Source organism: Pseudomonas sp. GL-RE-29, assembly GCF_019947275.1.
Classification (GTDB): Bacteria; Pseudomonadota; Gammaproteobacteria; order Pseudomonadales; family Pseudomonadaceae; genus Aquipseudomonas; species Aquipseudomonas fluorescens_A.
Map to the genome: position 1 here is coordinate 1 of NZ_JAGYGD010000055.1, position 26,592 is coordinate 26,592.

The 26,592-nt window shown below is 59.9% G+C and carries 19 protein-coding genes and 1 pseudogene; 11 read left to right on the plus strand and 9 right to left on the minus strand.

Annotation, left to right across the window (positions count from 1 at the left end; translation table 11 throughout):
• Nucleotides 1-133: 133 nt before the first annotated feature.
• Nucleotides 134-1,084, plus strand: coding sequence for a class I SAM-dependent methyltransferase (locus tag KGB21_RS28145; RefSeq protein WP_223507408.1), 951 nt, complete (start codon nt 134-136; stop codon nt 1,082-1,084).
• Nucleotides 1,085-1,184: 100 nt separating this feature from the next.
• Here the strand turns inward: KGB21_RS28145 and KGB21_RS28150 are convergent, their stop codons facing one another.
• Nucleotides 1,185-1,958: a helix-turn-helix transcriptional regulator gene (locus KGB21_RS28150; RefSeq protein ID WP_223507409.1), complete on the minus strand. Its 774-nt coding sequence runs from the start codon at nt 1,956-1,958 to the stop codon at nt 1,185-1,187.
• Between the two features lie 111 nt (nt 1,959-2,069).
• On the opposite strand from KGB21_RS28150, the gene KGB21_RS28155 reads away from it, so the two are divergent.
• Entirely contained in the window at nt 2,070-3,173 is a 1,104-nt protein-coding gene (locus KGB21_RS28155; protein ID WP_223507410.1) for a polyamine ABC transporter substrate-binding protein, read from the plus strand.
• A 154-nt stretch (nt 3,174-3,327) separates the two neighbouring features.
• On the plus strand, nt 3,328-4,458 hold the full coding sequence (locus tag KGB21_RS28160) for a P1 family peptidase (protein WP_223507411.1): 1,131 nt from the start codon (nt 3,328-3,330) through the stop codon (nt 4,456-4,458).
• Between the two features lie 283 nt (nt 4,459-4,741).
• On the opposite strand, the pseudogene KGB21_RS28165 reads toward KGB21_RS28160, so the two are convergent.
• Both KGB21_RS28165 and KGB21_RS28170 read right to left on the minus strand, forming a co-directional pair.
• Nucleotides 4,742-4,819, minus strand: a pseudogene (locus KGB21_RS28165) (outer membrane lipoprotein carrier protein LolA); the annotation flags it as partial.
• Between the two features lie 17 nt (nt 4,820-4,836).
• The gene (locus tag KGB21_RS28170) at nt 4,837-5,532 is read right to left on the minus strand and encodes a GNAT family N-acetyltransferase (protein WP_034150655.1); all 696 of its coding nucleotides are present in this window, start codon (nt 5,530-5,532) and stop codon (nt 4,837-4,839) included.
• A gap of 205 nt (nt 5,533-5,737) precedes the next feature.
• Between KGB21_RS28170 and paoA the strand changes: the two genes are divergently transcribed.
• The 3 genes from paoA to paoC are packed head-to-tail and all read left to right on the plus strand — an operon-like array spanning nt 5,738 to nt 9,509.
• Nucleotides 5,738-6,361, plus strand: a complete 624-nt coding sequence (gene paoA, locus KGB21_RS28175; protein ID WP_223507425.1) for an aldehyde dehydrogenase iron-sulfur subunit PaoA — start codon at nt 5,738-5,740, stop codon at nt 6,359-6,361.
• Nucleotides 6,358-7,314: an FAD binding domain-containing protein gene (locus KGB21_RS28180; protein WP_223507412.1), complete on the plus strand. Its 957-nt coding sequence runs from the start codon at nt 6,358-6,360 to the stop codon at nt 7,312-7,314. The genes paoA and KGB21_RS28180 overlap by 4 nt, the downstream gene beginning before the upstream one ends.
• A complete protein-coding gene (gene paoC, locus KGB21_RS28185) occupies nt 7,311-9,509 on the plus strand; it encodes an aldehyde oxidoreductase molybdenum-binding subunit PaoC (RefSeq protein ID WP_223507413.1) in 2,199 nt (732 codons plus the stop codon). The genes KGB21_RS28180 and paoC overlap by 4 nt, the downstream gene beginning before the upstream one ends.
• 112 nt (nt 9,510-9,621) lie before the next feature.
• On the opposite strand, the gene KGB21_RS28190 is transcribed toward paoC, so the two are convergent.
• From KGB21_RS28190 to KGB21_RS28200, 3 genes are all read right to left on the minus strand, one after another.
• Nucleotides 9,622-12,111, minus strand: coding sequence for a TonB-dependent siderophore receptor (locus KGB21_RS28190; RefSeq protein WP_223507414.1), 2,490 nt, complete (start codon nt 12,109-12,111; stop codon nt 9,622-9,624).
• 116 nt (nt 12,112-12,227) lie between these two features.
• Nucleotides 12,228-13,181: a FecR domain-containing protein gene (locus KGB21_RS28195; protein ID WP_223507415.1), complete on the minus strand. Its 954-nt coding sequence runs from the start codon at nt 13,179-13,181 to the stop codon at nt 12,228-12,230.
• 3 nt (nt 13,182-13,184) lie between these two features.
• Nucleotides 13,185-13,694: a sigma-70 family RNA polymerase sigma factor gene (locus KGB21_RS28200; protein ID WP_223507416.1), complete on the minus strand. Its 510-nt coding sequence runs from the start codon at nt 13,692-13,694 to the stop codon at nt 13,185-13,187.
• A 317-nt stretch (nt 13,695-14,011) separates the two neighbouring features.
• Between KGB21_RS28200 and KGB21_RS28205 the strand changes: the two genes are divergently transcribed.
• Complete coding sequence (locus KGB21_RS28205) at nt 14,012-17,428, plus strand: Ig-like domain-containing protein (RefSeq protein WP_223507417.1); 3,417 nt, start codon at nt 14,012-14,014, stop codon at nt 17,426-17,428.
• 452 nt (nt 17,429-17,880) lie between these two features.
• Here the strand turns inward: KGB21_RS28205 and KGB21_RS28210 are convergent, their stop codons facing one another.
• Nucleotides 17,881-18,450: a YceI family protein gene (locus tag KGB21_RS28210; RefSeq protein WP_223507418.1), complete on the minus strand. Its 570-nt coding sequence runs from the start codon at nt 18,448-18,450 to the stop codon at nt 17,881-17,883.
• Between the two features lie 205 nt (nt 18,451-18,655).
• Between KGB21_RS28210 and KGB21_RS28215 the strand changes: the two genes are divergently transcribed.
• Entirely contained in the window at nt 18,656-19,402 is a 747-nt protein-coding gene (locus tag KGB21_RS28215) for an SDR family oxidoreductase (protein ID WP_223507419.1), read from the plus strand.
• Nucleotides 19,403-19,526: 124 nt separating this feature from the next.
• Here the strand turns inward: KGB21_RS28215 and KGB21_RS28220 are convergent, their stop codons facing one another.
• Nucleotides 19,527-20,207 carry a phosphoribosyltransferase gene (locus KGB21_RS28220; protein ID WP_223507420.1) on the minus strand — a complete coding sequence of 227 codons (681 nt, stop codon included), beginning with the start codon at nt 20,205-20,207 and terminating at the stop codon, nt 19,527-19,529.
• Nucleotides 20,208-20,949: 742 nt separating this feature from the next.
• On the opposite strand from KGB21_RS28220, the gene KGB21_RS28225 reads away from it, so the two are divergent.
• The 3 genes from KGB21_RS28225 to KGB21_RS28235 all read left to right on the plus strand — a co-directional run bounded on the left by KGB21_RS28225 (nt 20,950) and on the right by KGB21_RS28235 (nt 25,374).
• Nucleotides 20,950-22,632, plus strand: coding sequence for a hypothetical protein (locus tag KGB21_RS28225; RefSeq protein WP_223507421.1), 1,683 nt, complete (start codon nt 20,950-20,952; stop codon nt 22,630-22,632).
• The gene (locus tag KGB21_RS28230) at nt 22,629-24,137 is read left to right on the plus strand and encodes a hypothetical protein (protein WP_223507422.1); all 1,509 of its coding nucleotides are present in this window, start codon (nt 22,629-22,631) and stop codon (nt 24,135-24,137) included. Before KGB21_RS28225 ends, KGB21_RS28230 begins: the two co-directional genes overlap by 4 nt.
• Before the next feature lie 70 nt (nt 24,138-24,207).
• On the plus strand, nt 24,208-25,374 hold the full coding sequence (locus KGB21_RS28235) for a hypothetical protein (protein ID WP_223507423.1): 1,167 nt from the start codon (nt 24,208-24,210) through the stop codon (nt 25,372-25,374).
• Nucleotides 25,375-25,457: 83 nt separating this feature from the next.
• On the opposite strand, the gene KGB21_RS28240 is transcribed toward KGB21_RS28235, so the two are convergent.
• The coding region (locus KGB21_RS28240; RefSeq protein WP_223507424.1) for an MATE family efflux transporter at nt 25,458-26,592 on the minus strand (1,135 nt) is incomplete at its 5' end.

Below are 26,592 nucleotides of genomic sequence, written 5' to 3' on the forward strand. Positions count from 1 at the left end.
GGCTGCGATCTTTTGATTTTAAAAAGCAAGATCAAAAGATCGCCGCCTGCGGCAGCTCCTACAGGGGGTACGCGGTGTTTTGGGTGCAATTATGGTTAAATGCCGCCCCCCCAAAGATTGCCGACCCAGACCGATGAACCCTGAAGCCCTCGCCACCCTCCGCGAACATTTGCTGACCGCCCTGGCGGCCGCTCCCGCCGAAACCCGTCGCCTGTTCCACGGCCGTGGCCGCTGCTGGCCGGGGCTGGAGCAACTGACCGTCGACTGGTTGCAGGGCGTGGTGCTGGTGGCGCTGTTCAAGGAACCGGAAGCGGCGCAGCTGGAAGCTTTGAAGCAGCTGTTGCTGGACATCACCCAGTCACCGCAATGGGCGCAATCCGGCGCGCACACCCTGCTGCTGCAACATCGTTACCTGCTGCAAAGCACCACCGAATGGTTGCTCGGGGCAGAAATCGACGAGTTGACGATTGTCGAAGGTGGCCTGAAGTACCGGGTGGATTTGGGCCGCAAACAGAACACCGGCCTGTTCCTCGACATGCGCTATGGCCGCGATTGGGTGCGGGCCAATGCCGAAGGCAAACGCGTGCTGAACCTGTTCGCCTACACCTGCGGCTTCTCGGTAGCGGCGATCGAAGGCGGCGCGACCCATGTGGTCAACCTCGACATGTCGAGCCCGGCCTTGAGCCGTGGTCGCGACAATCACCGGCTCAACGGCCATGACCTGGGCAAGGTCACTTTTCTCGGCCACGACCTGTTCAAATCCTGGGGCAAGGTGATCGGCAAGGGGCCGTACGACCTGGTCATCATCGACCCGCCGTCGTTTCAGAAAGGCAGTTTTTTGCTGACCAAGGACTACCAACGCGTGCTGCGACGCCTGCCGGAATTGCTGGCTGAAAACGGCACGGTGCTGGCCTGCATGAACGACCCGGCGTTCGGGGCAGACTTCCTCATCGACGGCGTGACGCGCGAGGCGCCGAGCCTGCGGTTTGAACAGCGCCTGGAAAACCCGCCGGAGTTTCCGGATGCCGATGTCGAGTGCGGGTTGAAGGCGTTGGTTTTTAATCTCGAAAACGTTCCCCTGTAGGAGCTGGCTCGCTGGCGATGGCGTCGGAACATTCACCGCCGCTATCGCCAGCAAGCCGGCGCCTGCATGGGCTGTGCGTACAGCCTCTTTTGATCTTGATTCAACGCGGATTAAGCACCAACGCAAACAACTCACCATGCCCGTTCACATTGAGCTTGTGATAGAGATTGCGCCGATGCACCTTCACCGTCTCCGGTGAAATGCCCATTTGCTGGGCAATGGCCTTGCTGGAGAAGCCCTGGAGAATCAGGCGTGCGGTTTCGATCTCGCGCACTGACAATCGCGCATCGAAGCGGTCCAGCAGCGTCGCCAGATCCCCGGCCACGGCCTCGGGGGCCGGCCCTTCCGGTGGCAGCAATCGCAAGTGTCGACGCATGGCGGCCAGTACCCAATCGCGCACGCACAGCAGCCGACCCTGCTCTTCAAGGCTGAAGCGTGTCGCACGTCCCAGGGACAACCCCAGCACAGCGCCGTCGACGTTGACCATGAACTGCAACTCGTCGCCGCCGACCACGGAACGGAAGTAACTGAGGTAGTACTCACTCTGCAGGAACTGGTCCGGGGCTACGGAATCGAGGCTGTGCAAACCGTCACTGATGCCGGCACACACCGCGAGGTAAAACGGATCGAGCAAGTACATGCCGGCGCGGTAGTCCGCCAGTTCTTCATGCTCGTCCGCGGTGGCTTTGGAGTCGAAGTCAATTAGCAGACGTGGCACCCGCCCCGGCTGCATCACCGCAACCAAAGCGTTGTCCAGCGGCACCAGCAAGCGCAGGGTGTCGACCAGCGCCCGCCAAAACCCCTCTTCGCCCACCGCGCCAAATACCCGCGCCAATCCCTGGTGCAGCGGTAACTCTTTCAACAACGCGTCCACGCACTACCCCTTTCGAGTAACCCATGATGGGAATGGGTAACGGCCACGCCGGTCGATACCCTGCAGACTCTTGATTATCACCGGCCTGCAGCAGGCCAGGAGTGCCGCATCATGAGTGGTCATCGCTCGTATTTCAATCTGGGTTTGGGCGCCTGTCTGGCGACCTGGACCATGGCCGCGGTAGCGAACGAGCCCACCGTTCATGTCTACAACTGGTTCGACTACATCGGCCCGACCACCCTCAAGGACTTCCAGCGCGATACCGGAATCAAACCCGTTTACGACACCTTCGACAGCGGCGAAGTACTGGAGGCCAAGTTGATGACCGGCCATAGCGGTTACGACGTGGTTGTCGCCAGTAACTTCATTCTGCCTGCCCTGATCAAAGCGGGTGCCCTGCAGAAACTCGACCGCAGTCAACTGCCCAATCTGAAGCACATCGACCCGGTGCTCTTGGAAAAACTCCGCGCCAACGATCCGGACAACCAGTACGCCATCCCCTACCTGTGGGGCACCGACGGCATTGGTTACAACGTTGACAAGGTCCGCGAGGTCCTGGGTGATCAAGCTCCCGTAAATTCCTGGGACTTGCTGTTCAAGGAAGAGAACCTGGCCAAGCTCAGTCAATGTGGCGTGGGGATTCTGGACGCGCCCGCCGAGATCATGCCGATAGCCCTGCACTACCTTGGCCTGCCGCCCAACAGCAGCAGCCCCGCTGACTACAAAAAAGCTGAAGCGTTGCTGCTAAAGCTGCGCCCGCACATCACTTACTTCAACTCGTCGAAGATTGGCAGCGACCTGGCCAACGGCGATATATGCGTGGCCATCGCATGGTCCGGAACCGTGTTCGGTGCCAAGCAAGCCGCCGACGAAGCCGCCAAGGGCGTGAAAATCGAATACAGCATCCCCGACGAGGGTGCACCGCTGTGGTCCGACAATCTGGTCTTGGTCAAGGACGGCAGCAACCCGCAACAGGCGCTAGCCTTTATCAATTACTTGCTGCGTCCGGAAGTCATTGCACCCGCCACCCAACAGGCGCTCACCGCCAACGCCAACCTCGACGCCACCGCACTGCTCTCGCCCGAAGTACTCGACTACCCGAACATCTACCCCACCGCCGAGGTGATCGCCAAGCTGTTCACCTTGCAACCGCAGCCCCATGCGATCGAACGCCTGCGCACTCGCGCCTGGAGCACCATCAAGAACGGCCAGTAACCAACACCCTGCAGGCGCGGCCGAAGGCTGCGATCTTTTGATCCTGGCGAGCCTGAAATTGCTAAAGATCAAGATCAAAAGATCGCAGCCTTCGGCAGCTCCTACAGGGTGATATTTCAACTTTTTCTCGAACAATTTGCAGATGAGAACACCTATGAAACCACGTGCCCGCGACCTCAACATCCAGTTCGGCCAACTGCAACCCGGCCCCCTCAACGCCATCACCGATGTACCCGGCGTGCGCGTCGGCCACAGCAATGTGCGCGGCCGCAGCGCCAAAGGTCGCGACATCCTCACCGGGGTCACCGTGATCGAACCCCGTGCCGGCTCTACCAGTCAGCAACCGTGCTTTGCCGGTGTCCATGTGCTCAATGGCAACGGCGACGCCACGGGGCTGGAGTGGATTCGCGAGGCCGGTCTGTTGACCAGCCCGATCGCGTTCACCAACACCCACAGCCTGGGTGTGGTACGCGATGCGTTGATTGTGCTGGACCGTGAGCAGCAACCGGATGACGGGCGGCTCTACTGGAACATGCCGGTGGTGCTGGAAACCTTCGACGGCTTGCTCAACGACATCAACGGTTTTCACGTCAACGTCGAACACGTGGCCGAAGCCCTGCGCGCGGCAGTCGGCGGCCCGGTGAGCGAAGGCAATGTTGGCGGTGGCAGCGGCATGATCTGCCATGAATTCAAGGGCGGCATAGGCACCGCGTCGCGGCGGTTGAACAGTGCCCAGGGCGGCTGGACGGTGGGGGCGATTGTCCAGGCCAACCATGGCATCCGTAACGAGTTGCGCGTCGATGGTTACCCCGTCGGGCGCTACATGGAACAGGTCGACTCGCCATTCCTCAAGGCCTCGCTGCCGCATCCGGGCATGGGCTCGATCGTAGTCTGCCTGGCCACTGACGCGCCGTTATTGCCGCATCAATGCACGCGCCTGGCGCAACGGGCCAGCCTCGGCCTGGCCCGTACCGGGGGCGGTAATGAGGACCACAGCGGCGACATTTTCATCGCCTTCGCCACCGGCAATCAACACGTACCGCCGGCCGCTTATGAGAGCAAAAAAGCACCGACCTGCGACAACTTGAGCATGGTTAACAACGATCACATCAGCGAATTGTTCCTGGCCGCCACCGAAGCCGTCGAAGAAGCCATCATCAACGCCTTGCTCGCCGCCGAAACGACCGAAGGTAACGGCCACGCGGTGACGGGGCTGGATGCCGAAACGCTGCTCAGGGCCCTGAATCAGGCCGGTTGGCCGGGTGATCAAAATCGCAGAAGCTGACACTTGTGGGGGGATTCGACTAGCGGTACTTGAGGCCGCCCCCCCATCTTCCTACGATGGAGTTGCGCAGCCGCTTGCTTGTCCAGGCCGTTGCGTAGGTGGTGAGTGCACTGAACCCCTATCAAGCTCACCGCCTGCTTCATTTGCGCATCTTGAGCCTCAATGGCTCCACTTCTCCCCATCAAAGAGCTTTGAGGCTCTTTTTTAACTGCGCGAAAACCAGACAAGAAAAAGCCCGGCATTTGGCCGGGCTTTGTGCATTCTGAAACCACCGCATATCCCTTGTAGGAGCGAGCCTGCTCGCGAAAAACCTGAGCACGCCGCGGGGTGTCAGGCTTCCAGCGTTATCGTTAACGACCATCGCGAGCAGGCTCGCTCCTACAGTTGACCACGTTGGCCCAATCGTTCGTGGACGAACTCGCTGGCCTTGCGCGTCAGTTGGTCCAAGTGCCGATCCCGCTGCTTCTCCGCATCGAGCATCGCCCGCTTGCCGTGCTTTTGCAGCAGGTAGGTATGAATCTGCCGTACCTCCAGCGAGCTGTAGATCGGTGCCACATCCAGCTGCGCCAGCAAGCCGTCGCTGCCGTGGTCGCGGGTGTTCATCAACACTTGGGTGGCGCGCGTACCTACCACCTGAAAGCCCATCGATTCGAAATACGGCACCTTGGCCACTGCACAAGTCAGCTCGGCATGCGGGTAACGGCCGACCATCTCTCGCAGCATTCTGCGCGCTACACCCTGTCGCCGATGGCCGGCATCCACAGCCATATAAGCCACCCCGCACGCGTCGGGATCGTCCTTGACCGGCAGGTACAGCAGGAAACCGACGACTTTATCCGGGTCGTCCAGATCGGTGGCGACGAGCAATTCCACCGCAAGCCCTTTCGCCCCGTTCAACGCCTCCAGATACAGGTGCACCTCGTAGCCGATCGCATACTGGTAGACGTTGTACAGCAGGTTGCTCGGCGGGATGGCGACCATGCTGATGTCGGTCAGGTTGTCGACCACCAGTTGCAGGATCTGACTGTTGACCGACTCGGGGCACGGGGTTTTGTAGTGGGTGATCTGGGGCATTGCTGGGATTGACTCCGGGAATGGGCGCGGCTGCCTATCATAGCGTGCCGGACTGCGTTACTCGCCTGTCTTGATCGATTCATGAGCCACACGCATAACTCTATAGCCGAAAACCGCAAAAACGTTTCCCTGACCCTGGCGGTCAGTCAATGGATGAGGGCTGTAATCGCCAATCAACCATAGGAACGCACCGATGCCCGACTTGATGACGATTTCCCGACGAGAACTGCTGATCGTGGGCGTGGTGACCGCAGCGGCCGTGATCCTGCCTCCATTCATTTCCGCTCAGGCCGCAGCCGCCAACGCCGCGCTCCCGGTCAAAACCAAGGTGTCGATTTGGGTGAACGGCGCGCAACAGCAAATGGAACTCGACACCCGCACCACCCTGCTCGACCTGTTGCGCGAACACCTGCAACTCACCGGCACCAAGAAGGGTTGCGACCACGGCCAGTGCGGCGCCTGCACGGTGATTGTCGACGGTCGACGCATCAATTCCTGCCTGACCCTGGCGGTGATGCACGAAGGCGCGAAGGTCACCACCATCGAAGGGCTCGGCACGCCGGACAAACTGCACCCGATGCAAGCGGCGTTCATCAAGCATGACGGCTATCAATGTGGTTATTGCACGCCGGGGCAGATCTGCTCGGCGGTCGCGGTGCTGGGAGAAATCCGTGATGGCATTCCCAGCCACGCCAGCCCGAGCCTCACCGAACCACCCAAGCTGATCGCCAGCGAACTCCAGGAACGCATGAGCGGCAACATCTGCCGCTGCGGTGCGTACTCCAACATCATCGAAGCGATCACCGAAGTCGCGGAGGCCAACGCATGAGGCCCTTTACCTATTCACGCGCCCAGTCACCGGCCGAAGCTGCCTCGCTCGCCGCGCAGATCAGTGGCTCGCGATTCATCGCGGGCGGCACCAACCTGCTGGACCTGATGAAGCTGGACATCGAGACGCCGGCGCAACTGATCGACGTCAACGACCTCGCGCTGGACCGCATCGAAGCCACGCCAGAAGGTGGTTTGCGAATCGGCGCGCTGGTGCGCAACACCGACCTCGCTGCCGACGCACGCATCCGCAAGGATTACGCCGTGCTCTCCCGCGCCCTCCTCGCCGGCGCGTCCGGCCAGTTGCGCAACATGGCCACCACCGCCGGCAATCTTCTGCAACGCACGCGCTGCCCGTATTTCTATGACACCCATCAAGCCTGCAACAAGCGCCAACCGGGCAGTGGCTGCGCGGCCATCGGTGGATTCAGTCGGCAACTGGGGATTATCGGCGTCAGCGATGCGTGCATTGCCACCCATCCCAGCGACATGGCTGTGGCGATGCGTTTGCTCGATGCTCAGGTGGAGACGGTTCGACCCGACGGCACTACTCGAGTGATCGCCATCGCCGACCTGCATCGTTTACCCGGCAATACACCAAACATCGAAACCACATTGGCGGCGCACGAGCTGATTACCGCCGTGACCTTGCCCGCGCCGATTGGCGGTACGCACGTTTATCAGAAAGTCCGTGACCGCGCCTCGTACGCATTCGCCCTCGTTTCAGTGGCCGCGGTAATCCAGCAGGACGGCTCGGGCCGCGTTGCCCTCGGCGGCGTCGCGGCCAAACCGTGGCGCGTGGAAACCGCTGAATCGTCGCTGCCCAAAGGCGCAAAAGCGTTTACGGAACAGTTGTTGTCCGGCGCCACCCCCACCCATGAAAACGCCTTCAAACTGACACTGGTCGAGCGCACGCTCGCTTCGGTGATGGCGCAAGCGAGGGCTCAAGCATGAAGTTCGAAACCCCGGCCACCACCAACCCCATCGACCAAGGCAAGGTCATCGGCCACCCTACCTCGCGCATCGAAGGACCGCTGAAAACCACCGGGCAGGCGCCTTACGCCTACGAACACCATGACGTCGCGCCCAACCAGGCCTACGGCGTGGTGGTCGGTTCGGCGATTGCCAAGGGGCGCATCGCTTCGATGAACCTGGAAGCGGCGCAGTCGGCTCCGGGGGTGATTGCCATCGCCACCGCCGCCAATGCCGGCAAGTTGGGTCAAGGTAAATACAACACCGCCAAGTTACTTGGCGGTCCAGAGATTCAGCATTATCACCAGGCAGTAGCCTTGGTGATCGCTGAAACCTTCGAGCAGGCACGCGCCGCTGCGGAACAGGTAGACGTTACCTACACCAGTACAGACGGCGCGTTCGATCTCGCCAGCTCCCGCGACTCGGCCGTTGAGCCCAAGGAGCAAATGGCGGACACCCTGCACGGGGATTTTGAAACAGCGTTCGCGGCCGCACCGGTGCAACTCGACGCAACCTACACCACGCCCGATCAGGCCCACGCGATGATGGAACCCATGGCCTCGATGGCCGCATGGGACGGCGACCGGCTAACCCTGTGGACGTCAAACCAGATGATCGATTGGTCGGTCACCGACCTGGCCACAACCCTCGGTATCCCGAAGAAAAACGTACGTTTGATATCGCCGTACATCGGCGGTGGATTCGGCGGCAAATTGTTCATTCGCGCTGATGCGGTCCTCGCCGCCCTGGGTGCGCGCATGGCCGGCAGACCGGTGAAAGTGGCGCTGGCCCGGCCACTGATCTTCAACAATTGCACCCACCGCCCGGCGACCATTCAACGCATCCGCATCGGCGCCAGCAGCGACGGCAAGATCACCGCGATGGCCCACGAGGGCTGGTCCGGTGACTTGCCCGGCGGCAAAGTGGAACTGGCCGCGCAACCGAGCAAATTGTTGTACGCCGGGGAAAACCGCCGGGTGACTATGCGGCTGTCGACACTCGATCTGCCGGAAGGCAATGCGATGCGCGCACCGGGCGAAACGCCGGGCATGATGGCGCTGGAAATTGCCATGGACGAGATGGCGGAGAAGCTGAAACTCGACCCCATCGAATTTCGAATCATCAATGACACCCAGGTTGATCCCGTGAAGCCGGATCGACCTTTTTCCCAGCGCCATCTGATCGAATGCCTGCGCACCGGTGCCGATCGTTTTGGCTGGAACCAACGCCATGCGCAACCGGCCACACAGCGCGACGGACGCTGGCTGATCGGCATGGGCGTCGCTGTTGCCTTTCGCAATAATCTGCTGGTGAAGTCCGGGGCGCGTGTTCGCCTGAATGATCAGGGAATCGTGACGGTGGAAACCGACATGACCGATATCGGCACCGGCAGCTACACGATCATCGCGCAAACGGCGGCGGAAATGCTCGGTGTCAGCCTCGACAAAATCGTGGTGCGATTGGGCGATTCGAGCTTTCCAGTGTCTGCTGGCTCGGGTGGCCAGTTCGGCGGTAACTGCTCGACCGCCGGGGTGTATGCGGCGTGCGTCAAGCTGCGCGTGGCCGTTGCGCAACGCCTCGGCATGAACGCTGACGAGGCTGAATTCGTCGATGGCGAGGTACACGCAGGCGGCAAAAGCATGCCGTTGCGCAACGCAGCACAGTCCGGCGAAATTGTGGCTGAAGACAGCATCGAATTCGGCGAACTGAGCAAGAAGTACCAGCAATCGACCTTCGGCGCGCACTTCGTCGAAGTCGCCGTCGACAGTGCCACCGGGGAAACCCGCGTGCGCCGGATGCTGGCGGTGTGCGCGGCCGGGCGTATCCTCAACCCGACCTCGGCCCGCAGCCAGGTGATTGGCGCGATGACCATGGGCGTCGGCGCGGCGTTGATGGAAGACCTGGTGGTGGACAAACGCCTGGGCTTTTTCGTCAATCATGACCTGGCCGGTTACGAGGTGCCGGTGCATGCCGACATCCCCCACCAAGAGGTGATTTTTCTCGATGAAACCGATCCGGTTTCCTCGCCGATGAAGGCCAAGGGCGTTGGCGAGTTGGGTATTTGCGGGGTCAGCGCGGCCATCGCCAACGCTGTGTACAACGCGACGGGGATTCGGGTGCGCGAGTACCCGATCACCCTGGACAAGATGCTGGATAAATTGCCGCCGATGATTTGAGTAGTTGTGCTGGCCTCCCCGGCCTCATCGCGGGCAAGCCCGCTCCCACAGGGGAATGCATCAACTGTGGGAGCGGGCTTGCCCGCGATGACGTCCGTCGCTACACCAACGATTACCAGTCGTAAGTCATCTCAACAGAAGCCACCCGCTCCTGGCCGTAGTAGCAACCGAACGCGTAGTTGCAGTCCGACACGTACTCACGATCAAAGATGTTCTGCACGTTCACGCGGGTCTGCAAACCGCGCAGGCTCGGGACCAGTTTGCCCATGTCGTAGCTGACAGTGGCGTCGTAGACGACGTACGACGGCACGTCGAACGAGTTGGCCGCATCACCCGGTTTGCGCCCGGTGTACCGCGCGCCCGCGCCGAAGGTCAGGCCGTTGAGGTTGGCCTGGGTGAAGTGATAGTCGACCCACATCGATGCGGAAACCGGTGACTGCGCTTCGTTGCGGTTGTCCTCATTGCCCCAGGTGTCCTTGGTGTAGAACGAGTCCATATAGCTGGCTGCGGCCATGACGTCGATGTTGTCGAGGCTGGATTTGATTTCCAGTTCGACGCCACGCGAACGCATTTCGCCGCTCTGGTCCATGTACTCCGGATACTCCTCGTCGCCGGTCAGCACGTTCTTCTGCTTGATCTGATACACCGACGCGGTGATCAACGTTTTCTCGAATGGCTGGTACTTCACGCCCACTTCGTATTGCTCGCCCTCGGTCGGCTCGAAAGCCTTGCCGCCACGTTGCGGTGCGGCGGTGCCGATGGTCGGCAGGAAGGACTCGGAATAGCTGACATAGGGTGCCAGGCCGAAGTCGGTGACGTAGGTCAACCCCACTCGACCGGTGAATTTGTTGTCACGCTTGGCTTCGTGGGTCGACGCCAGCAAGTCCTTGTTGTCGATCTCGGCCCAGTCCTGGCGACCGCCGATGGTCAGGATCCACTTGTCCAGTTTGATCTGGTCCTGCACGTACAAACCGGTCTGGCGCAGGGTGTTGTCCCACTTTGTAGTCAGTTGCGGAGTGACGCTGCTGGTGTCGTAGTTGTTCTTGCCGTACAGGTCGACCGGCAACACGTTGTTGGCGTTGTAGCCATCGTACTTGCGGGTGAAATGGCGATAGTCCACGCCCGCCAGGGTGGTGTGCTCCAGGGCGCCGGTGTTGAATTTATATTCCAGATTGTTATCGACGGTGTAGGCGATGTTGTGCTGGTGCCAATCGACCTTGGCGCGGTTGGCGCGGGTGTAATCGGTCACGCCGTCGGCATCGGTGACGAAGCTGCGCAAGTAGAAACCCTTGTAGCGGTCGCGCACGTCGGTGTAGCGCGCAGTCGAGCGGTACTTCAGGTCATCGCTCAAGTTGTGGCTGAAATCGTAGCCAAAGATGTACTGGTCACGCTTGTAGTCGTTGAAGTTGGTGTCGCCGGAGAAAAAGTCGCGGTCGATTTTCTCGCCGTTGGGGCCACGGTTCAGCGAGCCGATTCGCGGCATCGACTGATAATCCGGCACGCCATCGTCACGCTGGATCTGCGCGAGCAAGGTCAGGAACGTGTCTTCAGTCGGCGCCCAGGTCAGGCTCGGCGCCAGCAGCATGCGCTCACTTTCGTTGTGCTCGACCATTTCGTTGCCTTTGTCGGCCACACCGATCAGGCGATAGCTGAACTGCTTCTGATCGTCGATCGGACCGCTGGTGTCGAAGGCTCCGTTAACCCGGTTATAGCTGCCCGCCCCCAGTTTGACCTGGCTGCGCTGCTCGGTGGTCGGGCGCTTGGAGACCATGTTGATCAGGCCGCCCGGCTGGTTCTGCCCGTACAGGACCGACGACGGGCCTTTGAGCACTTCGATGCGCTCCAGGGTGTACGGATCGATTTGCGGGGCGCCACCGAGGCTGCCGGCGTACGGAATGTAGGCACCGTCGAGATACAGCGGCGTCGGCGCGAAACCACGGCTGGTGATCTCGTCGGCAATCGAGTTGCGGTCGGTGAAACCGCCAGTGTTCACCCCCGGCGTGTAGCGCAGCGCCTGGGTCAGATTGCGCGCGCCCTGCACTTCCACCTGCTCGGCGGTGACCACGTTGATGGTCTGCGGAATTTCCAGGATCGGCGTGTCGGTCTTGGTGGCGGTGGCGCTGCGAGTGGCTACCATGCCGTCCACCGGGCCGTAGGCCGATTCCACGGCAACCCCGGAAATGCTGGTCGCGCCCAACTGCATGGCTGCGCCGGAGGCAACGATCGGCAACAGCGAATAGCTGCCATTGTCATGGCGAACGGCTTCGAGTTTGCTCCCGGCGAGCAACTGTCGCAGCCCGGCGTCAACGCTGTAGCGCCCACGCAATCCCGAGGTTTGCTGGCCGTTGGCGGCGCTTGGCGCGAAAGAAACGGTGACCCCGGCCGTGCCGGCGAACTGGGTCAATGCCGAACCCAGAGGACCTGCCGGAATGTCGAACTCGGTTTCGACGTCGGTCTGCGCCCAAGCCGGTTGCGCCACCATCGTCATGCCCAACGGGACGACCAGCGCCATCCCGAGCAGCGCGGCATGCACGGCACGGCTCAAGGGTCTGACGGATGGCTGGGTAGCAGAAATACGGTGTTGGGGATTGCGAGGGGTCATGCAGTTTCCTTTCGCCCGTTGGCAGTCAATGGCGGCGTCTGTGTGCGCCTCTATTTACCAAGTCGAACGAGAATCGAAATCAATAACCCCTGGGCAGGATTTTTTTCGAAAAACACTTAAACCGGTTCCACGCTCGTCCAGAAACGGCTGAATCGACGAATGCGCACGGGCAAGGTCGAGGTCAGGTTTTCAAGAATGGTGTCGGTGCTGGCGAGATGGAAAGCCCCGGAAATCCGCAGCGCTGAGACCGCCGGATCACAGCCCAGATGGCCGGGACGGTAACGCTGCAATTCCCGGATGAATTCACTCAGGCGCCAGTCGTTGACCACCAGCATGTCGCGGGTCCAGGCATCCGCCTGAGGGTTGGCCCGTTGCAAGGGTTCGATGGCGTCCCGGCGAAAGTTCACTTGCTGGCCAGCGTCGACACGGACGGCGGTGTCCGGCACGTTGGCGGAACGTACCTCGACCGCATGCTGCTGCACGCTGACCTGGGTCAGGTCCGCTTCGCGACGCACGACAAAACGGGTGCCCAAGGCGCGGATGCTGCCTTCGGCGGTGTGAACCACAAAGGGCCGCGCACGTTCGTCCCGCGCGGTTTCGATAAAAATCTCTCCCTTGAGCAAACGCACTTCGCGCAGGTTTTCGCTGTAGTGGATGTCCACCGCGGTCGCCGTGTTCAGTTGCAATTGTGTGCCATCGTCCAGTCGCATGCGACGGCGTTCGCCGGTGCCGGTACGCTGATCGGCCATCAGCGTCGGCAAGGGTGTGGTGTTCCAGGCCAGCGTGCCCGCCCCGCCCGCCATTAGCAGAATCGACAGGACTTTGAGCACATCACGTCGTTTGGCGCGGGCGCTGGCCAATGTTGGGCGAGCGATGCCGGGGACGACTTGGTCGAGTTTGTCTTGCAGACGCGCGAGACGCTCCCAGGCCTGAACATGCCGTGGATCGCGCTCCAGCCAGCGTCGATGCGCCTCGCGAATGGCCTCGCTGGGCACCTCGCCACGCAAGTCGACGTACCAGCGCGCGGCGGCTTCGAGGGTGGCGTGATCCAGCGGTTGCGGACGCGCCACGGCTCAGTCCTCGATCAACAACAGGCAGTGCGTCAGAGCGCGCACCGCGTGCTTCTTGACCGTGGTCACCGAGACATTCAGGCGCCGACCGATCTCGACGTAGCTCAGGCCATCAAGCTGGGCGAGCAGGAAAATCTCCCGGGTGCGCTCGCCCAGACCGTCGAGCATGCGGTCGATTTCCATCAGGGTTTCGATAATCAGCGAACGGGTTTCCGGGGAGAACGCCACCGGCTCAGGAATGTTGGCCAGGGTTTCCAGATAAGCCTGTTCGACTGCCCGACGACGGAACATGTCGATCATCAGGCTGCGGGCAATCGTACTCAGGTAAGCGCGAGGCTCGCGCAACTCGACGGTCTTGCGCTGGGTCAGCACGCGAATGAAGGTGTCCTGGGCCAGGTCCGCCGCGTTGTGGTGGCAGCCGAGTCGTTTACGCAACCAGCCACACAACCAACCGTGATGGTCTTCGTAAAGCGAATGCACGGTTTGTTGCAGCGAGAGATCGACTGAGTGCATGGAGAAAGCCCGACACAAAATTTATTTGATAATGACTCTCATTTTCTTCCAAGCCGACACATTTTGGCAAGAGGACCCGCGATTGGTGAAAGTAACCCAATGAAATAAGGGAATTTTCCCCATTTATGAGGAACTGTCCCCACCCCCAATTGGCACAACCTTGAAACACTCAGAAACAACTTACTAATTAATCACATATTTTTTTCCCACTTTTGACATGGCCCGTCTGTTGCACCAGCCCTTACACCGCAATAGCAGTCATTTCCCAATTGGGGATGGCGGGTTTCGCCACTTTGGCACGTGTAAGGGGAAACCAAATGAAAAGCGCACTACCAGCGTTCCGCTTGTTACGGGGGTCGAGTGTGGCCTCTGCCATGCTCATCACCGCCAGCCTCGCCACCGTCAGCGCGGCCCCCATGGACGATGAAAGCCAGCCGCCACCGACCGATCCCTCGGCCTACTACAATCCGCCCACCGATCCGATCGCCGCCGCCGCAGCGCTCGACGCCTTGAAAACCATGCCCGAAACCAACCAGGGCGCACTGGCCCTGCCCAACGGCGCTTACGGCGACCGCAACACACCGCGCGCCGACAACGTGCTGCCGCCGAGTTTGCAGACGTCGTTCAATTACCCTACTAACGGTAAACCCAGCCCCTTGTACGGGGCACAGCCGTTCAGTCAGCAATTGCTGCTCTTCGAAGAATTCGGCACGGAAAAACTCGACCCAACGATTCCGGCGCCGCCCCTGACCTTCCCCGTGCCCACTGTCGGCCCGGCGCCGGCGCAGGACCCCAACAGCGTCGCTCGCAGCGCCCCGTCAGGTTCGGCGCTGGACGCGTTCATGCGCCAGCCTGGCCTGTTCCCGTTTCCGACGCAATTCTCCAACGTGCTGGACCGCAACCCGTGGAAAGCGCAGATCGAAACCTTCCTCAACCGCCAACCGGTGGGTTCTCCGGCCGAAGGTCGACCACCGGGAAAAGGCTGGTCGCATCAGCGCTGGAACGAGTTCTACCCGCAAGTCGCGTATAAAACCGTGCAAGTAGGCGCGCGGATCAACACCGGCATGCGCGACCGCCGGCAATTGCACAACTACGCCGTCGGTGAGTTCGGCCCCGGTGGGCTCTACTACCAGACCTCGGACATCCCGACCACGACAGGCACCACCAAGGGCATCGACACCCGTTTCCACCCCAATTTCCCGCTGCAAAATCACAATGCGCTGTGGACTTTCGACGGCACCTTTCCAGCCAAGTTGCTGATGGTTCGCTATGGCCAACCGGTGCTGATGCGACACTACAACGCCTTGCCGATCGACCCGGCGGCCAACATGGGGTTCGGCCTGCACACCATCAGCACCCACGAACACAACGGCCACTCCCCGGCCGAAAGCGATGGCTACACCAATGCGTTTTTCTTTCCGGGGCAGTACTACGATTATCGCTGGCCGCTGCAACTGGCCGGTTACGACACCATCAACACCACGGCGCAGGACCCGCGCGCGGCGTTCCCTTGCGCGCCGGGTGAGAAGCTGTTCGTCAACGACGCCAGCCCGGGCTTGAAGACCTGCGAAAACGGCACGATCAAGATTCGTGGCGACTGGCGCGAGACCATGAGCACCCACTGGTTCCACGACCACATGCTCGATTTCACTGCGCAGAACGTCTACAAGGGCAACGCGGTGATGATGAACTACTACAGCGCTCTGGATCGCGGCAACGAAGCCATCGAGGATGGCGTCAACCTGCGCCTGCCCAGCGGTTCCGCCCTGCCTTGGGGTAACCGCGACTACGACGTCAACCTGGTCGTCGCGGACAAGGCTTGGGATGCCAACGGTCAGTTGTGGTTCAACCCGTTCAACACCGATGGCTTTCTCGGCGATCAGATTCTGGTCAACTGGCAATACGAACCGCGCCTGAAAGTGCGTGCGCGCAGCTATCGCTTCCGCATTCTCAACGGTTCGGTGTCGCGCTACTTCCGAATCGCGCTGGTGCGTGAAATCGCTGGCAACGGGGGTGAGTTTCCCGGGCCTTCGGGGTCGGGTGTGTCCTACAGCCGCGTGCCGTTCCACCTGATCGGCAACGACGGCAACCTCATGGAACACGCCGTGCCGTTCGACGGCAGCATGGACCTGGACGGTGACGGGGACCGGCAGAACCACAACGCCATCCTGCCGACCCAAGGCATCGCCGAACGCTTCGACATCATCGTCAACTTCGCGAAAAACGGGATCAAGACCGGCGACAAGCTGTACTTCGTCAACCTGATGGAACACAAGTCCGGCAAGGGTCCGGAGAAAAACGTCCTGCGCCTGGCAGACGTGCTGTCCGAGCAGTACAAAGCGGTGATCAAACAGGGCAGCAAAGGGCCGGAATGGGACAAGGGTGACCCGGTGGTGGGCAAGTTCATGCAAATGATCGTGCAGCCCTATACCGGCCAGGACCTGAGCATGGACCCGGTGGCCTTTGAGCCGGCCAAACCAGGCAAACCGGCGGGCAAGAAAATGATCCCGCTGACCCTCGATCGCGATAACCCTACCGATCTGGCCAAGATCAAAGTGGCGCGGCATCGCGAGTTCATTTTCGGCCGTTCCGACGGCACCGACGAAGCACCGTGGACGATCAAGACCGACGGTGGTTTTGGCTACGACATGGACTCTCGGCGGATCAGTGCCGCCGCGCAGTTGTCCACCGGCCCGACCGATGGCGGCTATAGCGGCGACGGTACGCTGGAAGTGTGGAAAATCAAGAACGGCGGCAACGGCTGGAACCACCCGGTGCACGTGCATTTCGAAGAAGGCATCATCCTCAGCCGCGACGGCAAGGCGCCGCCGGAATGGGAAAAATGGGCACGCAAGGACGTGTATCGCATCGGTGAAGGCATCGACAGTTCGGTAGACGTGGAAATGGCGATTCACTTCCGCGAGTTCGCCGGGACCTACATGGAACACTGCCACAACACTCAGCACGAGGACACCTCGATGCTGCTGCGTTGGGATATCGAGCATCCGGGGCAGTTCCAGTTGATGCCTACACCGCTGCCCGGCTGGGACGGTGTCACCTACGTCAACTCCGCCGCGCTGCCGACTTTCCGTACCTCAAGCAGTGGTGAGGGCAGCGGTGACGATGACGACAACGACCCCCAGAACCAAAAACCGCTGGCCAACCCTGACAGCGCCACCAGCAGCAACGGTCAGCCAGTGAACATCAACGTGTTGGCCAACGACACCGACCCGGACGGTAACGTGCCACTGAAAGTGGTGGGCCTGGCCCAACCGGACTCCGGCCAGGGCGTCGTCAGCACCGACGGCGTGCGCGTGATCTACACGCCGCCGGCCACGGTGACCGCGCCCTTCACTGCAGCCTTCACCTACCAGGCCAGCGACGCCAAGGATGCGGTCTCGGAACCGGCAACAGTGTCCGTGGCGGTCACGCCAGCGGCGGTCAATGAAGAACTGGTGGTTACCAGCGCTTCGGTCACCGTGCGCAGCAATAACCGCTACACCTGGGACTTGGCCGGGACCACGTCGAAAGGCACGGGCAATACGCTGACGGTGACCGCGACTACCACCGCCGGCCCACTCAACCTAGGCAATGCGATCCTCACGCCGATTGGCACTGGGGCTCGCTGGCGGGTATCGGTCACCACTACCGGCGCAGGGCCGACACCGAACCCGACCGTCACCATTCGCTCCGCGTTAGGGCAGACCGTAACCGCGCCGATAGTCGTGCACTGACGGCGTATCGATTGGCGCCCGGTCCATGCAATGTGGACCGGGCGCTGTCATGTAGGAGCTGGCTTGCCAGCGATGGCGGCCGCGAGATCAGCGTAAAATCCGATGGCCTCATCGCCAGCAAGCCGGCTCCTACAAAGGTCGAGTTCAACCGCTCCACCTGTGGGAGCTGGCTTGCCAGCGATAGCGGCCGCGAGATCAGCGCAAAGTCCAATGGCCTCATCGCCAGCAAGCCGGTTCCTACAAAGGTCGGGTTCAACCGGTCCAACTGTAGGAGCTGGCTTGCCAGCGATGGCGGCCGCAAGATCACCTCAAAATCCGATGACCTCATCGCCAGCAAGCCGGCTCCTACACAGGTCGAGTTCAACCGGTCCAACTGTAGGAGCTGGCTTGCCAGCGATAGCGGCCGCAAGAGCGGCGCAAGGACCTGGGGTTTACCACGCCAGGTCCGAACGCTATCGCTGCGGGGCCACCATTCGAAACCTGATTTTGATCTCGTTGGACACAACGCTGTCCGCCAGTTCGCCCTCGCCCATTTTAAAGTCGTCGCGTTTGAGCGTCAGTTCGCCCTCGAAAATGCCAATCGCGTTTTCCGCCTTAAGCAGCACCGGCACCTCAACTTCCCGAGTAAGCCCTCGAAGGGTGAGGTTGCCGGTGATCAGATAGCGGTTGTTGCCGAGGTCTTTAACCCGCGTCGATTCGAAGGTCCCTTCGGGATAGGTCGCGGTATCGAACCAGGCCGGCTTGCGCAGCTCCTCGTTGGCGTCGTTGCTGCCGGCGTCGATGCTGTCGAGGTCGATGGTCAACCTGGCTGTGGCGGCTTCGGGGCGGTCTGTGTCGAAATCAAGGTTGCCCACGAACCGGCTGAACGTGCCATACCCTTTCGAGCCCATTTGCTTATAGGTAAAACTGAGCGTGCTGGCCGTGGCATTCACGTCAGTGTATTCGACGGCGTTTGCGCCGGGCACGCCGCCGAACACGAGAACGGCCGCCAAAGCAGTGCAACGTGAAAATCCGCGACGCATGGGACTCTCCAGGCCGGGCTTCCTCATGGGCTGAGGTGTCGAACACACGCAAGCCGGCAACAGGTGGAATAAAGCAAAGAACCAGCGTTTATTCCACTGGCCGCTCCGACTTCCGACCACCTGTCGCCGCAGCCCTCCTGCACAAGATGACGGCCGCGATCGGGTGTTTAATTAGCGGGTTACTCAACGCACCAGGAGACGAGTCATGAAAGTCGTCGTCATTGGAGGCTCCGGCCTGATTGGCAGCAAAGTTTGCAAGAATTTGCAGGATTTGGGGCATGAAGCGCTTGCTGCTTCACCGAGTTCCGGCGTCAACGTCATCAGTGGCGAAGGGTTGGACAACGCGTTGAAAGGCGCGGATGTGGTGGTCGATGTGGCCAATTCACCGTCATTCGAAGACGCCGCGTCGCTGCACTTTTTCGAAACCGCTGGGCACAACCTGCTCAAAGCGGAAGCGGCGGCCGGCGTCAAACACCATATCGCCCTGTCGGTTGTCGGTACCGAGCGCATGCTCGACAGCGGTTACTTCCTTGCGAAAATGAAACAGGAAGAACTCATCAAGGAATCGGGCAGGCCCTATACCATCCTGCGGGCCACCCAGTTCTTCGAGTTCATCAGCGCCATCGCCTATTCCGGTCGTGAGGAAGGCAACACCATCCATTTGACCTCCGCCGCACTGCAACCGATTGCCTCGGTCGACGTCGCCAAAGCCCTGACCGACATCGCCCTCAAAGCCCCGAGCAATCAGACCGTGGAAGTGGCCGGGCCTGATCGCCAGCCACTGGTGGAGTTCGTCAGCCAATACCTGCAACACATCAAGGATCCGCGCCAGGCTGTTTCGGACGACACGGTCCCGTACTTCGGCGCGCCGATCAATGACCAGTCGCTGACGCCGGGCGCCAACTCCATCATCGGCGCCACCCGATTCGCGGACTGGCTAAAGCAAACATAGAACCTTTGTGGCGAGGGAGCTTGCTCCCGCTGGACTGCGCAGCAGGCCCATGCTGTTTTGGATGGAAAAGGGGGGCCGCTTCGCGACCCCGCGGGAGCAAGCTCCCTCGCCACAAAGTGCAGCATTACGCCATGGGCGGAGGACTTTCTCTGCGCCAGGCCCGCTGCAACAGATCGATGACCTCACCATCCGACGTCTGGGAAAAATCCACGTACCAATAGCCAATCGACATGAACCAATCCGCAATCAGCGGGCAGACCAACTCATCCACTTCACTGCGCAGCGCCTCGGCGGTTTCAATCGGTGCCACTGGCACCGCGACCACAATGCGCGCCGGCGCGTGCACCCGCGCCGCGTGAATCGCCGCCATCATCGTGGCGCCGGTCGCCAGGCCATCGTCGATCAGAATCACCACCTGATCCTTGAGCTGCATCGGCGCCCGCGTGCCCCGGTAAACCTGCTCGCGACGCAACAGCTCGCGGGTTTCCCGCGCGACCACCGCATCGAACGCAGCCTGATCAATCGGATGCGCGCGCAGCGCCTGCTCATTGAGAATCTGGATGCCGCCACTAGCAATCGCACCCATGGCGAACTCCTGATGGGACGGCACCCCGAGCTTGCGCACCAGCATCAAGTCGAGGCGAACCTCCAGCGCCGTAGCCACTTCATATGCCACCGGCACCCCACCACGGGGCAAGGCGAGGACAATCACATCGGGCCTGCGCGCGTAGGGCAGCAACGGTTCAATCAGGCGTCGACCGGCAGCGGCGCGGTCCTGGAGGACGGTGGGCGATGAGTGATTCATTTGAAAACCTCCCCAGGCGATCAACGCCTGTCGGTTCGCATCACACTCTGAATTGTCGGTTTGACGGCGACTGTCATCAAGCCCAAACACACGCCAAGTGCCCACCGTAGTTCTCTGCGGGGGCAGCTTGCTCGTGAAAGAGTCAGCCCAGCCGACATCACTCCTCATATGCTTACAAGAAACGCCCCCACTAACCTGGCAATCGCCCCAGGCTGTTCGTCCAGCGAAAAATGCCCCGCCTTGAGCACATGGTCTCGGCATTCGGTAAATCCCGGCGATAAGCCTCGGCTTCAGCCACATCAAAAGACGGATCAAACTTGCCCCACACCACCAGCGTCGGCGGTTGATGATCGCGCAACACGCTTGCCACTTCGGATAGATGGCCACGTTGTTGCGATAGTCATAGAACAGATCGCTCTGAATATCCGCCTGCCCCGGCTGGTTCAGGAAATTGAACTAGTCAGTCCACAGGTCCGGGTTGAAAACCTCGACATTCGGGTTGTCGGCGCACGCCTGTAGGAACGGCCGCAGGCTGCGATCTTGGCGCACGCCCAAACACCCCCTAGATCAATCGAAAAGCCACATACACCGATCCTCAAAACGCCTGTTGCTACCACGCTAGCTTGTCGAAGATTGAGCGATAAATAACCCTCAGTTCAGGGCTGTACCTAAACCGCGCATATTGTTAGATTTGACTAATAGCACAACGCCACCCAACCTTATTCTTCAACAAGGATGTTCCATGACCAACATTAACGTTTTTCTGCGCGAGAACCTCGGCACTGTCTCAAACAAGATGTCAATCGCACCGCAGATCGACGAAAAAAAACTGAACAATGCGGTCAAGTCATTCGCCTTCAGCGGCAACCCTTCCAACGTAATCGCCTTACTGGACAACACCCTGCTCGGAAGCGGCAAGGATGGCATTCTGTTCACGGGTGAGCAGATCATTTACCGCGCCTCCTTTGCTGATCCAGTCAGTGTTCCCTATGCGTCCATCGCATCGGCTGAATACGTTGAAACAGTGACCGGCAGCAAAAGTGACAAGATCGAAGTATCGCTACTGATTCGCCGCCAGAACGGCACCCACCTTTCCGTTACCGGCCTGGTCAACTGCAACTACCGCAAACTGGCTGAAACGCTGCAAGCCTGTGTCCAGGACTTCAGCGAATACAAGGAAGAACGCCAACTCGTTTCCATTGATGAGCTGAGCGAGCCGCTGAAAGTGGCTTATGTTCAGGCAGTCATCAACATGGCTTACGACAACGACGACGTGATCGACGACAAGGAATTCGCCGAGATCCTGCAATTGATGACCCGCCTCGACCTGAGCGCCGAAACCCGTTTTACCCTGCGGGCGTACATGGCCTCCAGCGCCGTACAAATTCCTCTGGAAACCTTGCTGGCACAAATCGACAGTGAAAGCCCCGCCGGGCAAATCAAGGCGCTGCACATTTCCCTGGCCAAAGATCTGATTAACCTCTTCTTCAGCACCGGTAACCGTGATATCGGCGCATTCGCGTTTCTGCAAAAGAACCGTGGTCTGTTGAAAGTCACCGACGAAGAAATCGAACTCGCCGTGCTGGCGATCAAGAACGACCACGACATGCTCCGCGATGATATGACCGATGACCAGATCGTCTCGGCCCTCAAAATTCTCTCTGCCAAGGCGGCAGCGGTGGGCACGCCGTTGGCGGCGGTGTATCTGTCGGGTTCGGTCGTGGGTATGTCGGCTGCCGGGCTGACCTCCGGCCTCGCCAGCCTCGGCATGGGTGGCTTGCTCGGGATGTCGGGGATGATGACCGGCATCGGCGTCGCGGTATTGATTGGCGTTGGTACCTATGCCGGCGTGCGCAAGCTGACGGGTGCCAATGAGCTGACCCGCTCCAAGCGTCGCGAACTGATGCTCAACGAAGTGATCAAGCAAACCCAAATGACTATTTCCTTGGTGATGAAGGACATCAACTTCATCACCGGCAAACTCAATGAATACATCCTTGCCCATGGCGCCCAGGACGCAAAGATCAAGCAGCTGCTGGGCCTGATGACACAGATGACCGGCGCTGGCTCGGTACTGACCAACAAATCCAACTCCGCCCAGGCCAGCGCGACCAAATTGCGATGCGCTCAGTATCTGGATGAGACCAAGCTCAAGTCCCTGACCCGCGAACCAACCAAAGCCGAACTTTATGACTTCATTCTCGGTTTCTATGAGGAAAGCTCGGTTGTCATTACCAGCAAGGAAAATGAAGAACAAACGCTGACCAAACTCACGATCAAGCGGGATAAAAACAGCAAGGAACTGGAAAGCCTGGCCCGAGCCTTCGAGGCCATTGGTTACTTCAATGTGAGTGACGTCCTCATGGGGACGGCGGCGGATGTGGCCGGCAAGGCGCGCGAGAAGCTGAGCGGCCTGTTCTCATGACACAGAAGCGCTTTCTCGAAGATCAGGCGCAAGCCATGTTGGTCCAGCAGCACCAACTCGAAAAAACCAATGCTCATATGGATAACATGCTCAGCGCTCTCAACAGCATGAGTCAGGACCAACGCAGCAACGATGCGCTGCTCGACAGCCTGCTGGCCCAGGCGCAGAGCATGGTCGATGAGCAGGACATCGTGTTTGTCGTCGAAGACCAAGACGTGATGATCTTCGAGGACTACGTGCTGGAGCAGCCTTCGGACTACCAGCCAACGCTGCAACCTCTGGCGCTGCTCGACGCTATCGACATGGAGGCAGACGCTGACTGGCCGGCCTACCTGGCGCAGTTGGAAAACTACGCCGAGCGGCACGACCTCCGCTTCGCCCAGGACCCGTTCCGCGACTTGATGACCGACAGCCAGCGCATTGCACTGGAAAAACGCATCAAGGACGAGTTTTCACTCAAGGCAGCGGCCTGCGACAAATACGACTACATGATTGCCGGCACCTGCGGCCTGATCGGTGGGCTGGTGGATGTGCTGTTCGTCGGCGTACCCGGGAAAGGGGCATTGGGCAAGTGGGCCGACACCCAGACCGATAACGCGGTGCAGGGATTTGCCAAGCTGAACGGCTGGAAAGGTCCGAACAACGCCGGCAAAGAAACCGCCAGCGCTATCGGTTTCCTGGAGCGCAAATTCAAGATCAACTATGACCACAACACCACCCACGCCACGGGCGGTGCAGTGAAGAACATGTCGGCCAGCAACCATCATGTCAAAAGCCTCGGACACTCGCCGGATCTGGTAGGTCTGTTCTTTTCCATCCTCGACCAGTTCAGCAACACCGCGCACTTCGTCGACAAGGGCAAGTTGATCAGCGTCAACACCGAGACCTTCGAACTCAGTGGCAGCAACGTCGTCGCCAAGGTATTCGCCGGTTTCATGAACTGGCTGGGCCACCTGTTTTCCGACATGGCCGGCTCATCAGGCGGTCGCGGCAAAGTCGACGCCGGGCGCGGTTCCGGCATTCCGATGCCCTTTTATTCCCTGCTGCAATTTATCAACGTCGGTTCTTTCGGCCAGCATCGCCAGACGTTCTCGACCATTGCCGTGAAAGTATTCGAATCGGGCTACGACATGCGCCATGGCCTGGCCATGGCGATCCCGGTCCTCATCACCGAACTACTGACCCGCATGATGTGGGTCATCAAGCGGCGCTTCTATCACGAGCAGGACTGGCGCGACTGCATCCCCTCCGCCAGCAATCCGGAATTGCGCCGCATGCTGCTGATCGGCCACGGCACCCTGTGCCTGGTCGATACCACCGATGCCGCGCTGCGCTCGGGCGGCAACATCGTCGCCTTCATGCTGCGCAGCAATTTGGTGGCCTGGGCCCGGTTCGGAACACTGGCGATCAAGGAAGTCAAAGCGTGCTACATGGCGGGGTCGCTGGATGTAGAAGCGGTGGATGCCTATCTGGATGCGGAGTATGTGCGGTTGACGGGTACTTGAAGTGATTTGCGCTATGTTGCCCTGGGGCAATGAATTCAGTGGTCACCTCTATTAAAAGGACTTTGGATCGATGCCGTTTTTGAATTGTTTTCTGGATACCCATGAGTACGCTCTTGCTGATGTAACAGCTGCGACACGAACGCCAATTCAGCCAACCGTCAATCAGCCGAGAGGGCTAAGGGTCAGCGCAGTTCGGCTGGCGACTGCTATCACTAAAACACAACATAGCCAGCCACTCAGGCGTGGGCCATTGATATGGGTCACGCTGGAGCATATGTCAGCGTTGCAACGTCATATGACTGCATCGGCACCTTATACCCAGGGCAATTTACGGCTCAAGGCCGGTTACTTTGATCGAACCGGGCTGCGGGATTTTTCCAAGACGACGAAGGAAGGTGAATACGCTCAGGGCCTGAATTTTCTGTTCGCCCAGGATGTACTAAAAGTACCGGCCCTGGTTGATTATGATCATTTCTGCGACGAGATGAAGGTTCCACGCCTCAAAGCCAATTCATCAAAGCCCGATTTCGTGGGCTGCGAAAACGGTCAGGGCTATTGGCTAATAGAATCCAAAGGCAATCTGGAAAGTTCGTCGGTGAAGACCGAACTAAAGAAGGGTATCTCGCAATGTGAACTCGGAGCGGATCATTTGATCGCTCATAGTTTGCCCGCCCCGCAAAAGTCGTACACCACGCTCGTATCCTTCCGCAATAACTACTCCGCACTACCGACCCGGATTTGTTACGTAGACCCGGAATACCCTGACAACGGACAACCGTTCGAAACGCTGCAGTTTCTACGTAGTTACTATGAGAAGGTCATTGTTGCACTGGGTTTTACTGGCGACGTTGCGAGCATTTGGGCAAATCCTGAAAGAACATTCCCCAGAGATCTGTTCGAAGCGTCAGGTATCGTTTATTACCGCATTGCCAGAAACGAAGACCTGTTTCCGAATTGGTTTGACGAGAAGCCATTAGTTTTTCGGTCCGGTGTTTCCAGAAACGTGATCATGGCGCTTGCCAGAGGAGAACTAGAAACCTTCTACGCCTTGATCCCCCGCTTCAGCGAACAACTGGACCAGTTGAACCGCACGCTCAAAGAAATGGATAAGGATGCGCTCTCAACCTGGCAAGGCGAGGAATTTTTCATCGATGGAACTGTGGTGCGTTGCGAAATGGAGCTAGACAAGTTCAAAGATCTGATGGACTGGTGGCAGCCCCCCAATCGTCTCCGCTAACGGCTACGTTGATGGCTAGGAAGACGATTCAGCCGTTCGCCGTGCTGAATTGTCTCTTCCCTCACAAGGCAAACCGGCCCGGCTCACACCAACCGCTCAATCTTCTGATGCTGCCACACCAGTTTGTAATACAGCGTCTGCAACGCCAGCATCCCCAGATACGCCACCGGAAACGCCATCCATACCCCTTGCAGCCCAAACCGCGCATCCAGCAAATATGCCACCGGTAACTGCACGCACACCACGCACACAATCGAGATCGCCACCGGCACCATCACCGTGCCGCTGGCGCGCATGATGCCGCCGATGATCGCCTGGAAGCCAAACACCAACAGGCTCCAAAGCATGATGTGCAACAAGTGCTCGGCCATGTTCAACGTCGACTCTTCGGTAAGGAACGACGCCAGCAACCAACTCGACAACAAGTACCCGAGCACGATCAAGCCACCCGTCAGGCACACATTGATCATCAATCCAGTCTTCAAAATCGGTCCGATCCGCTCAATGCGCCCTGCCCCGATGGCCTGTGCCCCGAGGATCGACGCCGTTATCGCAATCGACAGCGCCGGGAATTGCACGTAATTCACAATCTGCGTCACCGCGCCATACGCCGCCGTCGCCTGGGACCCGTGCTGGTTCACCAGCGCCAGAATCACCAACTCCGACAGCGACAACACCACCATCTGCAAGCCGGTGGGCAAACCGATGCGCAGCACCTTGCCGAGGATCGCGCCGTCGAGCTTCATCGCCGCGAAAAACTCGCGGTCCGGCGCCAACGGATGCCCCTTGCGAATCAACCGCCAAGCCAGCCAACCCATCGCCGCCAGGTTGCCCCCCAACCCGGCAAACGCCGCGCTCTGAATCCCCATCGGCGGCAACCCCAGCCACCCTCGAATCAACGCCGGCGTCAGCGCCAGGCCAATAGCGGTCGACACCACCAGCGCCAACAACGGCGACAACGTATCGCTCACCCCGCGCAACAACTGCGTGAACAACACAAACACCAACAGCGTCGGCATGAACCACAACATCACATGCGCATACGCCACCGCATCGTCCAGCACATCCACCGGCGTCCCCAACCCCACCAACGACGCCCGCGCAAACACACTCCCCACCACCGCCGCCACCAACCCGATCAACAAACCCAACAACAACGTCGACCCGGCAATCGCCTTCACCAAATGCGTTTCCCGCGCCCCCCACGCCTGCCCGATC

Excerpts from the sequence above, each read along its gene's own strand:
- KGB21_RS28145 (WP_223507408.1), top strand. The coding sequence starts at position 134 with ATGAACCCTGAAGCCCTCGCCACCCTCCGCGAACATTTGCTGACCGCC.
- KGB21_RS28155 (WP_223507410.1), top strand. The coding sequence starts at position 2,070 with ATGAGTGGTCATCGCTCGTATTTCAATCTGGGTTTGGGCGCCTGTCTG.
- KGB21_RS28160 (WP_223507411.1), top strand. The coding sequence starts at position 3,328 with ATGAAACCACGTGCCCGCGACCTCAACATCCAGTTCGGCCAACTGCAA.
- KGB21_RS28170 (WP_034150655.1), bottom strand. The coding sequence starts at position 5,532 with ATGCCCCAGATCACCCACTACAAAACCCCGTGCCCCGAGTCGGTCAAC.
- paoA (WP_223507425.1), top strand. The coding sequence starts at position 5,738 with ATGACGATTTCCCGACGAGAACTGCTGATCGTGGGCGTGGTGACCGCA.
- KGB21_RS28180 (WP_223507412.1), top strand. The coding sequence starts at position 6,358 with ATGAGGCCCTTTACCTATTCACGCGCCCAGTCACCGGCCGAAGCTGCC.
- paoC (WP_223507413.1), top strand. The coding sequence starts at position 7,311 with ATGAAGTTCGAAACCCCGGCCACCACCAACCCCATCGACCAAGGCAAG.
- KGB21_RS28190 (WP_223507414.1), bottom strand. The coding sequence starts at position 12,111 with ATGACCCCTCGCAATCCCCAACACCGTATTTCTGCTACCCAGCCATCC.
- KGB21_RS28200 (WP_223507416.1), bottom strand. The coding sequence starts at position 13,694 with ATGCACTCAGTCGATCTCTCGCTGCAACAAACCGTGCATTCGCTTTAC.
- KGB21_RS28205 (WP_223507417.1), top strand. The coding sequence starts at position 14,012 with ATGAAAAGCGCACTACCAGCGTTCCGCTTGTTACGGGGGTCGAGTGTG.
- KGB21_RS28210 (WP_223507418.1), bottom strand. The coding sequence starts at position 18,450 with ATGCGTCGCGGATTTTCACGTTGCACTGCTTTGGCGGCCGTTCTCGTG.
- KGB21_RS28215 (WP_223507419.1), top strand. The coding sequence starts at position 18,656 with ATGAAAGTCGTCGTCATTGGAGGCTCCGGCCTGATTGGCAGCAAAGTT.
- KGB21_RS28220 (WP_223507420.1), bottom strand. The coding sequence starts at position 20,207 with ATGAATCACTCATCGCCCACCGTCCTCCAGGACCGCGCCGCTGCCGGT.
- KGB21_RS28225 (WP_223507421.1), top strand. The coding sequence starts at position 20,950 with ATGACCAACATTAACGTTTTTCTGCGCGAGAACCTCGGCACTGTCTCA.
- KGB21_RS28230 (WP_223507422.1), top strand. The coding sequence starts at position 22,629 with ATGACACAGAAGCGCTTTCTCGAAGATCAGGCGCAAGCCATGTTGGTC.
- KGB21_RS28235 (WP_223507423.1), top strand. The coding sequence starts at position 24,208 with ATGCCGTTTTTGAATTGTTTTCTGGATACCCATGAGTACGCTCTTGCT.